Annotated in this window: 9 protein-coding genes; 4 read left to right on the top strand and 5 right to left on the bottom strand. The window is 36.8% G+C overall.

Translation table 11 applies throughout. The features are described from left to right. Window positions 1-59: 59 nt before the first annotated feature. Genes MHI22_RS17270 through MHI22_RS17255 form a run of 4 tightly spaced genes read left to right on the top strand, consistent with a single transcriptional unit; the run spans window position 60 to window position 4,745 of the window. Window positions 60-1,694 (top strand): AraC family transcriptional regulator, encoded by a 1,635-nt coding sequence (locus MHI22_RS17270; RefSeq protein ID WP_340812412.1) that lies wholly within the window; start codon window positions 60-62, stop codon window positions 1,692-1,694. A gap of 34 nt (window positions 1,695-1,728) precedes the next feature. Beyond that, window positions 1,729-2,916 (top strand): helix-turn-helix domain-containing protein, encoded by a 1,188-nt coding sequence (locus tag MHI22_RS17265; protein WP_101967031.1) that lies wholly within the window; start codon window positions 1,729-1,731, stop codon window positions 2,914-2,916. Between the two features lie 45 nt (window positions 2,917-2,961). Beyond that, window positions 2,962-3,948 (top strand): ABC transporter substrate-binding protein, encoded by a 987-nt coding sequence (locus tag MHI22_RS17260; protein ID WP_340812411.1) that lies wholly within the window; start codon window positions 2,962-2,964, stop codon window positions 3,946-3,948. Next, on the top strand, window positions 3,945-4,745 hold the full coding sequence (locus MHI22_RS17255) for an alpha/beta hydrolase (protein ID WP_036125805.1): 801 nt from the start codon (window positions 3,945-3,947) through the stop codon (window positions 4,743-4,745). The genes MHI22_RS17260 and MHI22_RS17255 overlap by 4 nt, the downstream gene beginning before the upstream one ends. Window positions 4,746-4,792: 47 nt before the next feature. Here the strand turns inward: MHI22_RS17255 and MHI22_RS17250 are convergent, their stop codons facing one another. The 5 genes from MHI22_RS17250 to MHI22_RS17230 all read right to left on the bottom strand — a co-directional run bounded on the left by MHI22_RS17250 (window position 4,793) and on the right by MHI22_RS17230 (window position 16,621). Further along, the gene (locus tag MHI22_RS17250; protein ID WP_271912090.1) at window positions 4,793-5,761 is read right to left on the bottom strand and encodes an ABC transporter substrate-binding protein; all 969 of its coding nucleotides are present in this window, start codon (window positions 5,759-5,761) and stop codon (window positions 4,793-4,795) included. A 128-nt stretch (window positions 5,762-5,889) separates the two neighbouring features. Next, window positions 5,890-7,470, bottom strand: a complete 1,581-nt coding sequence (locus MHI22_RS17245) for a helix-turn-helix domain-containing protein (RefSeq protein WP_340812410.1) — start codon at window positions 7,468-7,470, stop codon at window positions 5,890-5,892. Window positions 7,471-8,272: 802 nt separating this feature from the next. Further along, window positions 8,273-10,213, bottom strand: a complete 1,941-nt coding sequence (locus MHI22_RS17240) for an AraC family transcriptional regulator (RefSeq protein WP_180957824.1) — start codon at window positions 10,211-10,213, stop codon at window positions 8,273-8,275. A 115-nt stretch (window positions 10,214-10,328) separates the two neighbouring features. Next, complete coding sequence (locus MHI22_RS17235; protein ID WP_101966942.1) at window positions 10,329-12,239, bottom strand: AraC family transcriptional regulator; 1,911 nt, start codon at window positions 12,237-12,239, stop codon at window positions 10,329-10,331. Window positions 12,240-12,364: 125 nt separating this feature from the next. Next, complete coding sequence (locus tag MHI22_RS17230) at window positions 12,365-16,621, bottom strand: S-layer homology domain-containing protein (RefSeq protein ID WP_340812409.1); 4,257 nt, start codon at window positions 16,619-16,621, stop codon at window positions 12,365-12,367. Window positions 16,622-16,641 lie beyond the last annotated feature (20 nt).

The raw sequence follows: 16,641 nt of genomic DNA, 5'->3' as shown, positions 1-16,641 counted from the left end.
TACTTTTTATACAATATAGTTAATTGATAATCATTTTCATTTAGAAAGGAAGTGAACAGATGGAAGACAATATTTCATCTTCTTTTAACAATAATTTACTATTTCATTTAGAAGATATCGACTATATTTCACAGAGCTATCCATTTATCTCAACTTCTCACCATACGATGATATTTTTTATGGATGGCTGTGGCACATTAACGATTGATGATATTCCCTATTTGGTGACGAAAGGGAAGATTTTTCTTATACAACCTCATTCTATGATAGATTTATCGGATCTAACGAAGCAATTCCATTTCTATAAAATAACTTTTACAGCTTTTCAGCTAAAACATGAGTACCCTTCTCCATATTTAGGAGCCCTTTTTTCTGATGAAGTGGAGTATACCGTTTACCCAAATACGCGCTTTATTCGTCTTACCGAAGATCTATATCATTTAAAGCCTAAATCAGATTATCTTAAACAACACGGAATCTTGTATGAACTATTAAATTTATTATTTGAACATCAGCTTCATGTGAATTACCAATTAACAATGACAAAGTCGGTTGAAGAAACGATTAACTATATACATAGCTACTATCAACAGCCTTTAACCGTGAAAAAGCTGTCAGAGCTAGCTCATATCGCTCAATGGCAATATAGCGCAATCTTTCAAACTTTAACAGGGAAAAAACCGTTAGATTATATTACAGATTTACGTCTTACCAATGCAAAGGAATTATTGCTACAAACAAATGAGCCATTAAAGGATATTGCACAGCAAGTTGGATTTGATGATGAATATTATTTTAATCGCCGCTTCCGACAAGTGATTGGGATTCCCCCAAAGCAGTTTTCACGGCAGTATAAGCAAAGAACAATTGTAAAAGATTGGACTGGACATGAGGTAGTCATCCCTTCCTCTCCTCATCGTATTATTTATCATGGAGAGACATTTGGCGATATGTTGATTTTTGATGTACAGCCAATAGGTGGTGACAAAAACTCTATTAGTAAATCTTTTTATAAAAACCATGTTCCGTACATTCAAGATGTAGCATTTCCAATCAATCTAGAAAAATCTTCAAAGCTTAATCCAGATTTAATCATTTTTACAAATAACGATGAACGGCAATATCAGGCATTATCGTCAATTGCTCCAACTATTACCCTAAATTCTTGGGATTCATTAGAAGAACGCATCCGTCTATTAGGACAATGGCTAAGCCAACAACAATGTGCAGAAAATTGGCTAACACGTTTTAAAATCCAAGAACAAACTATGTGGCAGCAGCTACAAACCGTTGTAGAGCCTGGTGAAACGGCATCAGTTTTGACCTTTGATCATGGTAAACGCCTTTATGTCATGGGCTGTACAGGTCTATCCCCTGCCCTTTTTCATCCAGATGGATTTCAGCCTCACCCGCAAGTAAAAAAATTACTTCAAGCAAGCATGGGGTATAAGGAAATACCGATAGACCACTTGCCTCAATACGCTGGTGATCGAATTTTTATGCTTTTATCTGATAAACCAGAATCGCAAAAGGCAACGATGGAATTGATGCAAAGTGATATTTGGAAAAGCCTCACTGCCGTACAAAATAACCACGTTTATTTAGTGGATGCAACAAAGTGGAATTATAGTGATGCCTTTACAAGGGAGAAGTTACTCGGTGCATTACCAAAGTTATTGGTTACTGCAAAGTAATTCCCATAATTATATACAAGGGGTGACATGTTACATGAAAACGGAAAGCATAACAGATAGAATGACAACTCAAATTTCATTAAAGGATATTCGAGATTATATTGCTAAAAACCATCATCAACCACTCACGATGGAGCATCTGGCACTCATTTCTGGTCTAAGTTCTAGCTACTTTGGTGAGGCATTTAAAAAGGCATTCGGTCAAAGTGCCACTGATTATTTAACGGAGCTGCGTATTGGACATGCTAAGCAGCTATTGCGTGATACAGATCTATTGCTTCGTGAAATCGCTAGAAAAGTTGGATACAGTGATGAATTTTATTTTAGTCGGAAGTTTAAAAAGGAAGTGGGGGTTTCACCTTCTGCTTTTAATAAAATAGCTCGTCAGCGAATCTCTACTTTTTCTGTTTCAGCTACCGGGAATTTATTAGCACTTGGCATCATACCTGTTGCAGCTCCATTGAATGCTAAATGGAGTCCTTATTATTACAACCATTACCAAGACAAAATTCAAGTGCATGTCAATATTTTTGATGCAGAGTCCGAAGACAACTTTAGAAAATTAGCCTCTGCTAAGCCAGACATTCACATTTTCCAAGAGGAGCCCTCCCTCTCCATGCTTGATTGGCTTCAAACAATGGGTATTAAAAATGTCTATATACAAGCTAAGGACTGGCGAACACAGTTAAGAGAGATAGCTGTTGCTGTCAAAAAACAAAGCGTGGGTGAGCATTTCATTCAAACATATGAACAAAAGGTATTACAGGCTAAACAAGATATCAAAGGAGTGACTGGGGAGGATACTTTTGCTGTTCTCCGTTTATGTGGCGACCAATTATTTTTATATTGTAATAAAGGCATTCAGGATGTGCTCTTTACGGATTTGCAGCTTCGTCTTGTTGATGCGCAACAACAAACATGTAACGAACCTATTACACTTGAACAGCTAGTAGATATAAATCCAGACCGTCTACTATTTATCATTTGCCCAGATTCGCCCACTCGGAATTATTGGCTCACTTTACAATACCTCGATCATTGGAAAGAGCTCCAAGCCGTAAAAAATGGACATGTATATGTTTTGCCATCAAATCCTTGGTTCGAATACTCTGCTATTGCTATAAACCGAATGCTAGATGAAATGTTGCTGATGTTAACCGGAAAAAATCCAAACCCTTTTCCTGTTTCCGTCCATGGTATCCTATCAGACAGTGATTTATAATTCCATTTGAGAATGATTATCAATGGAAGGAGACTTTGATGAACAATGAAACAAAATTGTCGTAATCACTGTCAAACGATTTTAAAATCTGCCTATATATTAGCGATGTTATTGCTTGCTATTGGCATACTTTCGGCATGCAATGACCAATCAAGTAATAAAGAAGAACAGGCTGACTCAGAAAATACGAAGGAGCAAAGTGTTTATCCATTAACAATAAAAGATGAGGTTGGCAATGATGTGACACTACCTGATAAGCCTACAAAAATATTTGCACCTGTTATGGAGGATTCGTTATTAGCTTTTGGCATCAAGCCTATTATGCAATGGTCGAATGGTGTTAAACCACAGCTCTATTTACAAGATCAGCTACAAGGCGTACCTGAAATTAGCTTTGCAAGTGGTCCCCCTTCAGCCGAATCAATTATGGCTAATAAACCAGATTTAATTATTTTGCACAATTCATTTTATGTGGAAAATGGCACATACGAAAAATATGCCAAAATTGCTCCAACCTATGTATTTAATAATGCTGCAAGCGATTTAGAAGGCTCTATTAAAATTTTAGGGCAATTACTTGATGAACCAGACAAGGCTGAGCAAGCTTTACAAGGCTATCAAGAAAAGGTGGATGCAGCAAAAACAAAGCTAGCCCCCATCACAGAAGGTAAAAAGGTTGCGTTAATTCGCTTTAATGCAAAAGGAATGTTTTTCATGACTGATGAGTATTTCAGTGGGTATGTCTTAACACATGAATTAGGATTTGAACAAAGCAGCTACGTGAAAAATGGTGCCTTTGAAGTATCATTAGAAATTCTACCTGAACTTGATGCCGATTATATTTTCCTAATCAATGATGGCAATCTTGGAGATGAATTTATAAATGAGTTGAAGGACAGTAAAATTTGGCAAAGTACAGCTGCCTTCAAACATAATCAAGTATTTGAAACATCCGAGGATTATTGGCTAAATGGTGGTATTCATGCACAAGGAAAAGTGATAGAGGATGTATTGGAGTTTTTAGCGCCATGACAACAATGACAAAGAAACCTTATACATCAGATAACTACTTTGAAGTTGCCATGACATCTCGTCAACAGCTTGACTATCGAATTTTAATTGCTGCCCCAACAGAAGCACCACCAGCAGATGGCTATACTGTTATATATGCCTTAGATGGGGACGCTCTTTTTCCAACGCTCGCTGAGGCAGTAAAATTACAAACACGTAAACCAAAAGGCTATGAGCCAATTCTTGTTATTGGGATTGGCTATCCCTCAAAGGAACCCTTTGATATGGAACGACGTTGCAATGATTTTACACTACCTGTTAGTGAAGCTCAGCTACCACCACGTCCAGATGGATCGCCTTGGCCTCCTAATGGCAAAGCCAATGAATTCCTAGACTTTATTGAGCATGAGCTAATGCCTGCTATCGCAAAGGAGTGGCCAGTCAATAAGAAGAAACAAGCGGTTGTTGGTCATTCATTAGGCGGTCTTTTCACACTGTATGCTCTATGTGCGAGACCAAATTTATTTAGTCATGTAGTAGTCGGAAGCCCCTCTGTTTGGTGGGCTAACAATGCCGTACTAAAAGAAATAGACAAATTTGCTGAAACTTGGAACAGTCAGCATACTATTAATCTCTTACTTACAATCGGCGCTAACGAGCTGCCAGATATGCTTGAAGGAGCTGATCAAGCAGCTGAACAAATGAAACGTTTAAGCGACAAAAACATTCTTACTGATTATGTGAAATTTGATGAGGAGGACCATGTGAGCGTCCTCCCTTGTATGCTTAGTCGTCTTCCCCGTTTTTTGGATTCCTAGTAGAAGACCCAAGTGGTAATTTATCCACTTGGGCTTTTTTGTAGCATTTACTTCTCTTGCTCTAAATGGTTCTTTAACATTTTAGCAATTTCTTCAACCTGTGATTCCACTGCAATTGGATCATATGGCCAGAAACGTTCGGGATTTAAGTAGAATACTTTATTATTTTTAACTGCATCAATCGTTGACCATACAGGGTCATTCTCATCAAATTCCGCTTCTCCTGAAATGTCTAAAAAGATATAGTCACCTGCATAATCTGCAATCTTTTCCTGTGAAATACTCAGTGCATTAATTTTTGGCTCAATTAAATCCTTGCGTACTAATTTCGGTGGTGTTAAACCTAGCTGCTGATAAATTGCTTGTCCACCACGATTTACACCATCACCATAGACATAAAAATCCTTTCCAAACGGACCCATAAGAGAAAAAGTCGTTCCTTCTCTAATTAACCCTTTAATAGAGTCCTTTGCCTTCGCTACTTTTTTATCAAATTCTTTTAGCCATTTTTCCGCTTCCTTCTCTTTTCCTAAAATCTCCCCAAAAGCTCTCATTTCGTCATGAACTTCATGATATGTACCATAAGGGATGACCAATGTAGGGGCAATCTTGCGGTATTGCTCATTTAATTTTTCATCTCCTCCAACCGTGACTATTAAATCAGGTTTAAGTGATAAAATTTTTTCAACCGAGCCTCCATCAATTTGACCAATATCTGTGATCCCTTCACTTAATTCCATAGTATAAGGGCTTTCCATTTCCCAATATGGTGCACCGACTGGTTTAACATCAAAAACTAAAAAATTTGCTAAATACCCTTGCGTAACGATTCGTTGAGGATTGGCAGGTATTTCAACATCACCATCAACTGTTTTAATAATTTTTGTATCTGTTTCTGAATTACTTTTTGACTCTGACTGAGGGCTTTCTGTCGCTTTGCTACAGCCACCTAAAACAATTAAAATCAACAGTAGCATCATTAACCCTATCCAAATTCTTTGCCTAGCCTTGACCATTTTTTCCACTCCTATCGATAATGATAATCTTTCTCAATCAATATCCTTATCGTAATGGTCTCTTCTTCAATCGTCTATTTCAAAATGTGAGAACTTGCATATGGACAAAAGTGACATTGGCTTCATTATTAATGATTATATAGCTTTTCTAGCATAATACTAAGTTGTTTTTCTAGCGTTAATCCATCATTGCACCAAAAATCATTCAGCTTAATCGGATAAATGTTCCTTGTTGGATCTTCTAATAGCTGCTTCCAAGCTTTATGCTTTAATAACTTATTTGGAAAATCTTGATAATAATCTTCTGTGAGGACAACAAACATGTGGTTAGCAGCGTAGTTAGATAATATATTTTCCTCTATAAAAAGATGACTATTTACTTCGAGCACCTCTTGCTGAATACGTGGAGGAGGAGTTAACTTTAAGCCATTATATAAATTATAGGTAGCTCTTGCAGTGGTATTCCAAATACATATTGTATGATCCTCCCATACCTCATATAAACCTACTGTTTCGTGAGGTTGTATAATGAATTCGAGCTTAGCAGCTGCTGTATGTGTAATGGATTGATAATGCTCAACCCACATCGTTGCCTCTGCCTCACATCCAAGAATTTTCCCTATAAGCTTAACTTCTTCAAGTCGATCTAATTGATTCCATGGCAAAACCAAAATGGGTGCAAGTTGCTCCAATTTTTCTAACTTGCCTGGACAATAATATAAATATTCAGGCACAATGATTAGGTCGATGTCCATTTTCTCCAGTTGATGAGTTCTATCTTGCTCCAGATCAATCGTACCACTAAGCTCACGATGTATAAGCGGTGATACTTCCCATGGTGTAAAAGGAGCAGCAATTGGCTGTATGCCTAAAGCAAGTAAAGCACCACTATATTGGAATGCTACAATACGTCTCGGCTTTGGTCTATACCGATACTCACTTGGCGATACACCAACAATTTGTTTAAACTTTCGGCTTAAATAGAGTCCATCTGTATAGCCAACTTTTCTCGCAATCTCGTTCAATGTGGCATCCGTCGAAAGAAGATACATTTTGGCTTTGTCTATTCTCACTCTCATCAAATGGTTCGAGAAACTACGCCCTATTTGTTGTTGAAACAATCTTGAAAAATAACTTGGATTAAAACCCATAAGCTCTGCTAATTGTGAACGATTTAGATTTTGATCATAATGGCGATTGATATATGCTAGAGCTTCTCGCATAATCAAATCTACTTTCTCTTTATACGGCTTTAAAGCTTGGATAAATAAATGTAATATTTCCTCCAACAAAAAATTTTGTCTACTATGAAAATGCTGTTCACCTACGTCTATCTCACCTACAAGCTCTTGAAGAAGAGTAACAGCACGATACGATAATGTTTCTACACTAGCAATTGAGCCATGGGCAGGCAATTGTTTATGATCGACACGATAAAGCAATAAATCAGCATTTTCTTCAGTAAGACTGTACATTTGAAAAGATACAATGTATAAATGAACAACTTGGTGATTTGCTTTTTCTAACTTTGCTATTTTTCCCGCACTAAGATATATCATTTCATTTTTATCTAAACATAACCATTTTCCATCTAAGGAAATTTTGGTAGCAACGTCGCAAGCTAATAAGGTTGGAAATTTTGTATGAAGTGAATATGTATTAACCTTTTCTTTCCATTCAATTATTGCTGTGTCCATTAATCTATACATTTTGCATCCACCTTAATATAATTGAAACAATCATTATAGAGTCATTATAATTGATAATAGTTATCATTAAAAGTCAAGCAAATATAGATAACTATAATTGCTTGACTTAGTGTTGAAAAACAAAACCATCCATAGAATTTATGTGAAAGGTGAAAAAGGATTTCCGTTGCAGGCTACTTGCTTTCCTGTGGGCGAGCGCCGAGCCGCTTCCTCCGCTACCGCTCCGTGCAGGGGCTCGCCTGTCTCGCTATCCCACGGGAGTCAAGTAGCCTTCCACTCCAATCCATAAAATAAAAATGTTAACTTTTTAGCAAAAAAGGGAAGGTATTCATTACTCTTTTATGGAGGGGTGTTGTCACACATCACTTTTAATGGCTATTTTGTTCAGGAAAAGACACTTTTGCAGAATGGTTGATTGGAGTGGAGCCAGCGTCACTCCTAGGGGATTTAGCATCACAGAGGAGACCCTGGAGCGAACGCAGTGAGTGAAGCGGCTCATCGGACGCCCCCTGGAAAGGACGCTGGCGGAACGGAAATCAACCCCTCGCCTTACCAAATTGCTTATTATGCCGTTGACATTACCTTTTTTCAACAACAAGTCAAGCAAATATAGATAACTATAATTGCTTGACTTTCATAGTTTATCGTATTTAATTCTTTAGAAAAGCCAGCTATTTCTCTAACAGTTTTGATAGTCCTCTTTACTATCTATTGCCCCTGCTGGATGATGATTTGATAACGTCTGCCTTTATTTAGCAAACACAAAAAAGGCTAAGGATTTCCCCGAGCCTTTCTAGTTTACTTATTTTTTCAGTATATTTGGAAATTCCTCTAACAGCATGTTACTTGTTGTCATATCATCATAATTCCATTTATCCTCAATAAAGTGAACTTTATTGTTCTTCACGGCAGGTAAGGAGTTCCACAATGGCTCTTGTGTTAATTCATCAAATGCCTTTTGTGCCTCTTTATCTCCAGAAATTAATACAAATAATTGATCACCCACAAGTGTCTCATGCAGTGTTTCTTTAGTAATTTCAATATATGGCCCACTATTTGGCTGTAATGCCTGTACCTTTTCGTCCATAGTATATCCTTTGTCTTGATACAGCAAGCCTGCTACCCCGCCTGTTTTCATCACGAACATTTTTTTATTCCAAAAAAATTGGAATACGACAGCCGTTTCTCCTTCAGCCACCTTACCATTTGCGCGAAGCTGTTCCCACATTGCATCGGCATCTTCATTATATTTCCTCAGTAGCTGCTCTCCCTCTTCCTTTTTACCAACAATATCAGCAACGACTGGGAATCGATCCTTTAATGGCTGCATACCATCGAAAACAACGGTTGGTGCAATTTTAGAAGCTTCTTCAACCTCATTATCCATAATATATGACAGCATAATCAAATCGGGCTTTAACGTCAGTACCTTCTCTAAATTTGTTGGAAAGCCGATATCTGTTGAACTAATTTTCCCGTTATCTTCTAAAACACCGCTCTCGATGAAACGACGATCTACCCCAACAGGCTCTATACCTAATGCTATTAAATCACCAATTGCATTACCCTGAAGGACAATTCGTTCTGGATTTGTAGGAATGTCTACTTCTGTCCCTTGAAGGTCTTTGTAAACCCTTGTCTCAGTAGAGCTAGCTGACTGACTTTCTACTACAGTCTGATTTTGTCCAGTAGTTTCATTGTTTAGATTAACAGTACCTCCCGTACATGCTGATAATAGTAACGTAATACAAAGTAGTGCCATTGCTGTGAATGAAGCTCTTGAACCTCTATGCATATGTATAACTTCCTCTCGCTTATATTGATAATGATTATCACTATCAATATATCGCCATATTGGTCTCCAAACAATGGACGATTCAATGCTATTTTGAGGACGATGTATAGCATTTTTTCTTTCTTGTTTTCTAAAGCGTAATGGCGTAACACCCCTATGCTTTTTAAAAAGACGGCTCAAATAATAAGGGTCCTTATAGCCCACATTTTCGGCAATTTCCTTCAATGTGGCATCCGTTTCTACTAATAAATTTGCCGCTATATCAAGGCGAATCTGAATCAAATAGTCAATTACACTATAACCCGTTTTCTTTTTAAAAATGGACGCTAAATAAGGAACGCTATAATTCAAATTGGCTGCAATAGATTCTAGTGTCAAAGCCTGTGCATAATGCTCTTGTAAATATTTCATTACCTGTCCTACAAGGTCGGGCTTCATCATATCTATACCTTGGCTATGTAGTTGCTGTAGCAGATTATGAACAAATTGATAGAATAATGATTTCACATGAAAGCGATCTATTCCACCAGACTTCCTCCACTCCTGCTCCATCAATTTAACTTTGTGAAAAATAGCAATCGGGTAACTGGGTATATAGCTATATTGCAGTTGAAATGGATTACTTTTATCCATTAGGCGTAATACTTCCGGGCGCATAGGATTAGGCATGGTCGCTTTATAAAAAATCAAATAATACGCCAACTCATCCTCCGTTAGAAAAATATCTAAAATAGTCCCTTTGCTACCATGTATGACTTGAAACTGCTGAATAATATACTCGATTTGATTGAGCTGAACTTGCGCCCTTCCTCGAGAAACAAAAATAAAGCCATTAGCTGGCATTTTATAAGACTGTAATGTTTCTCCCATCCTCATAATCTGATGCCGAACATCTAGCACTTTGATAGCAGCATGATCCCACAGGTATATATGGTCATCAACATTCATAATGCACATAATTCCTCCTACCTATCTTTTTTACTACTATCATTATAATTGAAAATGATTCTCAAATGAAAGCCAAACTACATTGATGGTAGTTTGGCTTCCGAAAATATTCATGTTATTTATTTTTATCCATTTTGTTAAAGGCTTCTACTACAATATCAAGCTGCTTCTCTAATGAAACGGGATCATTAAAGTAGGAAGCATCACTATCTAATATAGTGACCTTGTTATTTTTCACCGCAGGTAGCTCATTCCATAAAATACTTTCCTTTAGAAATGCAAGTGCTGTATCTTCTACAAAAATAAAATCTCCTGCATAATCCAGCAAACGTTCAATGGAAAATGCAACTCCCCATTCTTTCGACTCAAGTGCTTCTTTTTGAACCAAGGCTGGCGCATTTAGCTGGAACTCCCCATAAATAATTTCTCCACCTCTAGAATAATGATCACCATATATGTAAACCTCTTTGTCAGTACCACCCATTAGAGAAACGGTCTGATCTCCAACAACCTCTTGGATAGTTGACTTGTTGTCGGCAATTTTTTCATCCCAATTATTTATCCATTGAGCGGCTTCTTTTTCTCTATTAAGCATCTTACCAAACTCTACTAATTGTTCACGGTAACTCATGGCGCCATACTTAATGCCAACAGTTGGCGCAATCTTTTCAAAGTTTTCAAAGCCTTCCATGCCATCAAAAGCAATAATTAAATCTGGTTTCAATTCCAAGATTTTTTCAATCGATTTGTTGTCACCAATACTTTCAATGCCATCTATTTTACCTTCAAAATAAGGATTACTTAACGCAAAATCAGACATACCAATAGGTTTAATGCCCAATGCCAATAAATAACCCGCATAACTGTCTGCTACAACTACAATACGTTTCGGATTTTTGGGAATCTCCACTTCTCTATTCGCCGCCTTATAAACGATGGTTGCTTGTGTTACTTCGGTAGTCTGTCCTTGTGTCTTGGACTGTGGGTTTGTGCCATTCGAACAAGCACCCAATAGTAGTGTTAGACAAAGCAATACTATCGCTGCAAAGTTTGTTTTATGTTTCTGAGACATTGGAATATTTTCTCCTTTTTTATATTGATAATGATTATCATTAACAATATATCGTTGAAACATTTCCCCTTCAATAGAGGATTCCATGATGATTTGTGGAGTATCTTCTAGTATGCCTTGTTCCATTACTCGTTTTCTATATTTCCCTGGTGATATTCCTAGATGTCTTTTAAAAATACGATTAAAATAATGAACATCTGTATAGCCAACACTTGTCGCAATATCCTTTAAAGACACGTTTGTTGATTTTAATAGAGCTACAGCCTTTTTCATTCTTGTATGCATGACATATTCGATAAAGCTATAGTTGGTCTCTCTTTTAAATACTGCCGATATATGTGATACACTGTAATTTAAATGCTCTGCAAGAGACTCTAGCTTTATCGAATCTGCATAATGCTCATCCACATACCTCTTTATTTGACTTACTAAATCTGTTTCTTTTACATAGCTCTCTTGGCTACATAACTCTTGATATATACTTAATATAATTTGATAGAATAATGTTTTAACTTGCAAACGTTCCAGCCACCGTGATTGTTGCCAGCTTTCGTACATAAGCTGCACTTTTTCATAAATAGTTACCGGATATTTCGGTACCAAGCTAAACTGGATTTGAAATGCATTTCTTTTCTCAAACAGCTGAAGAATCCTTTGACCAACAGGATAAGGAACAGAACCTTTATAAAAAATAAGGTAGCACTCTAGTTCATTAGTTATTTGATTAATTTCTAAAGCTGCCCCTTTACCGCTATGTATCATTTGAAACTGAATCACGTGATAATTAGTTTGATCCAAATGCACTTGCGCTGTTCCACGCGTGATTACTATAAGTACACTTGTTGGCAATTTATAAGGCTGTAATGTATCCCCTATCCTCATTACTCTATGACGAACGTCTAATACCTTGATAGAAGCGTAATTCCAGAGTAGTAGATGTTCTTCTATATTCATGTCGACTTTCACCCTCCTCCACTATGTATTATAAATGATATTGATTATCATCCACTTTTAAAATAACGTGTTTAAGTAAATAAAAAACACTAGCTATTAGAATTGATAGCTAGTGTTTTTATATTCTATTGAGTTCTAGGTTGGATTAAGACATAGTTTGGAGCTGTTGGAGATGTAGATTCCTTCGCATAAACTATATTTCCGTATTTATCCTTCGTAAATAAATATATTTTTTGATCCTTTTGGAATATGTTTGTAGAATTTGGATCAGTGCTTGTTTGAATAGCCGTAAATGTTTTTTCAGAACTTGCATCTGAAGGTTTTGTTATTTGTCCCTTACCATAAGATATTATTCCTCCGCCAGGAATGTCTGTGTAATTACTGCTATCAGCTCTTTCGATAATATCTTTAATATTAGCTATTGTTAAGTCACCCTGGTTTTTTGAAAGAACTGCATAATAGTAATGCTGATTCCATGTTATATCTGCATCTAAGTTAGCAATAACTCGAACCTGCTTAGAAATATTTAAGTCACCTGGGTACTGTATATCAGGTACTAACGTTGCTGAAGTAATTGTATTCACTTTTGTTGGATATTTGTATTCTGCTTTTAATTTACTGAATGCCCATCCGCCTTTATCCTTCGCGGTAGCATTGATTGTCATATCAAAGCTTTGTGTAACTTCATTTGCAAATGTTAGTATCATTTTACGTGGCTTCCATTCATCAATTTCATCTACCTTATCCTGCCACTTCCATGAAGCATAAGTAGGAGTAATTGCAGTGCCTGTTTCAGGATTCACTAATTGGAAATCTGAATCTTTTAATTCAATAGCCTCAGAAAAAGTCACTTCTAATGTTTTTCCATCAAGCTGTTTAACGATCGGATCCTCTACCTTTGGTGGTGTACCATCTGAGAAGAATTTATATGCCATTACACCTTTGTCAGTTTCGCCTGGTGTCAAAGTAATTGTTTTATTTTGCTGTTCATCAAAAGTATATACTTTTGACTCTGTACCTACTTGAAGCATTGTTGCATTTTTATATCTATCTTTTACCGCAACATAAAGCTCATAATTTTGATGGGGTTCTAAAGAGGTAAAATTAATTTCATTAGTACCCTTTCGCATATTGCTAGCTCTTCCTCTTTCAATAACCTCCTCAGCACTTGAAGGTACTGGAACTGTTGCATCGCCAGCTTTTCTAAGAATATAGTGATACGTACCATCTTCATCTGACATAAATTTGAAGGTAGCATTCTTATCTCCTTGAGCTATCTTTATCGATGTATTTTCAATTTTCGGTGGTGTTTGGTCATCGATTACATGTCTAGTCTCAATATCTGAAACATTTCCTGAACGATCGCGCAATACCATATAGATAGAGTAGCTCTTAAACGGATTTAAATTTGCTGTTGGTAATGGGATTACTACCTTTTGTTTTCCTAGTTGAGCAGGTTTATTACCTCCGCTCCCAACAATATCGATTTCTTCTGTTCCAACCTTAAATTTTGTTTCATTTAATTGGACAGCTTCAATTAAACGTAAGCGGTCATCACGTGTAAGAGTTATATCTGACTCCATAATTAGATAATGATACGTTCCTGCTTTTGAAGCATTAAACTCAAGAAGTGTTTGGTCCTTTGTATTATTAATTACTGGTTCTCCTATAATTGTGAGGACTGGTAATTCAATATCGTTATGAATGTATTCGGCTGTGTTTCGCGGAACAGTATTATTTGGAATGTTATTGATATTTTCAAATTCGATATCAGCCAAATCTTTAACATTCGGTGATATTGTAACAACTAGATTATCCCCGTTTACAAAGCCTGTTAGTGATGGAATGGTGAAAATTAATCTTTTCTGAGCTTTATTATAGACAACCTTTGTAGGATGTATCGGTTGCTGTGCACCTTGATTGACTATCCCTGTACCTGAAAGATCATAGTTCTCTATTTTTTCAGCAGAAATAGGATCTAAATCCTCACTCACGGTTAGATAAAATTCATTTTTAATCTCATCTAGTAATACAAGTTGTCCACCTACAACATATGGTGGGATATTATCAAGCTCACCAGTTTTAAACTCTTTAACCGCCTCTTTAGGTATAGGATCTACCGAGAAGTTGCCTGAATCATCCTTCATGACAACATAAAGTTGATATTCGGTTTCAGCATCTAATTCTGTTAAAATTCCTGTTATTCCAAGTTCTCCAGCTTTTGCTTTCCCTTTACCTGTTGGGTTTGCGACGATATCTGCCGTCGTCGGGTCAGCTGCTGTTGTTTTCTTACGTACATAATAGTAATAATCTCCAGGTTCACTTGCTGCAAACTTGAATTCAGCACGTGTTCCTCCATGTAAAGGCGTAACTTGTAGAGATTTAACTACTGGTGGAGTTGCATCTTTCATTTGGAATGCTTGAGAGACAATATCAGATGCATTTTTCGAGCCGTCTACAACCATGATGTAGATGACATATTCTTTTTTCTCACCTAGATTTGACACTTTTATTGAGTTTGTGCCTTTGATTGCTGCACTACTTCCGTATGCAACGTTTTCAATTGAAAGATGGTTTACCATTTCACGTTTATTAGGTGCCTCTGCTCCCTTTTCACGCACAATATAGTAGTACGTACCTACCTCATCAGATGTGAAATCTGCTTGAATCTCACTGCCATTGAGCACTTTGACATTTGTAATACTTACAATAGGCTTTGTTTTATCATCTGGATTCTGATTCTCGTTTTCGTCTTTATCGATTGGTTTGCCATCTGGATCTGTGATATTTCCGATATTGTCTTTATCATCTAGGAAATCATCAAAGATATTATTTGGAGATTCATCTTTAGGTAAAATGACTTTGTCGATATACGTATAGTCCCCGATGTCAACCTTGCCATATGAATTATCAACATATAGAGTACCGATACGACCATCTATATACAGCTCTAAATCTGTATAACTGTTGTAGTTTATCCAATCAATATTGCCATCTCCATAGATCGTTAACTTTGTTTCGGTATCCAGATTTAATGTTCCAATATAGCCTTGAATTTCAAATTCGCGAACACTTCCGATGATGTCTACACGTGGTAGTTTCATATTGGATTCGATTTTTGTCCCTGTTTGTGATACTACTAGTCTCGAAACAGTGCTGTTATAAAATTCAAGATGCTTTTCAACATTTTTCATTTCTTGTTTTTCTTTTGACCAGTTGACAAATGGCTTATCTTTATCAGGATTTTGGTTCGTCCAATTTTGAAGATCGTTTGTTGGATTGTTATTAGATGGACCATCGCCTTTAGTATTATCTGGATTCGACCAGTTGATAAAAGAAATATTATTGCTCGCCACACGCCCAATGGATAATGGTTGATTGTTAGTAGCACCTAAATGCAATGGTGGTCGAACTGTTTCATTGACGAACATAGTACCTGTCATCTTCAGATTCGAAAATTCAATATAGTTGCCATTAACTACAATGGTTGCACCTAATGAACCATAATCACCATCAAAATCAAGGAATCTTGAGCTTGTTCCGCTTGCATTTAATGTTAGTTTAGAGATGGATCGAACCTTCTTACCAGAAAGATCACCCTCAATATAAGCACCCTTTAAGACAGGTGCATTATCGTCATTAAAAATATGTGAAAGGCTTTCTGGAACTGCATAGGCTTCACCATTTATATAAACGGCATCATCATCTACATCTATAATTTTGAAAGATGTTTCATTGTTCTTTTTCTCTTGTGAACGAACCACAAAAGAAGCAAACTGTCCACGATTTACAGCATCAAACGGAGAGAATGTCACAGGTGTTGTGCCTTCAGTAATATTTAAATCGATAAGTGTTTGAATATAGATAGCATTGCTTGATTGGCTATCTACATCTTTAAAAATATTGTTGTAACTAGGAGATACCTCCAAATGGAATGCTAATACTAATATTTTTGCTAATTCGCCACGAGTCATCACTTCGTTTGGCATAAATGTGCCATTAGAATACCCAGACATAATGCCCGCGTTTTGCAATGCTGCGACAAATTTATAAAATTCGCTACCCTTCGGTACATCCTTATAATAAGGATTTTGGACATTTCTCGTATCCAATTTTAATGCCGTTGCAATCATTTTTGCTGCTTGTCCACGTGTTACATTGACATCCGGACGGAAGGTTTTATCGGCAAACCCGTTAATCACACCCTGAGAATATAATTTTAATATATCGTTATAATGAACTGAGTATTGGTCGATGTCTGTAAAGGGAGAAGTAGCCGCTGCCGCTTTTTGTGGTGGAGGTACTACAACAGCAATCCCACTTGTAGCAAATACTGTTGCTATCAAGGCTTTATTTACTTTTTGGATTTTAGATTTATCCATCCCACTCTTCCTTTCGCTTA

The sequence above is a fragment of the Lysinibacillus sp. FSL L8-0312 genome (genome assembly GCF_038003285.1).
Lineage (GTDB): Bacteria > Bacillota > Bacilli > Bacillales_A > Planococcaceae > Lysinibacillus > Lysinibacillus fusiformis_D.
This window is presented reverse-complemented; position numbering and strand designations above follow the sequence as displayed.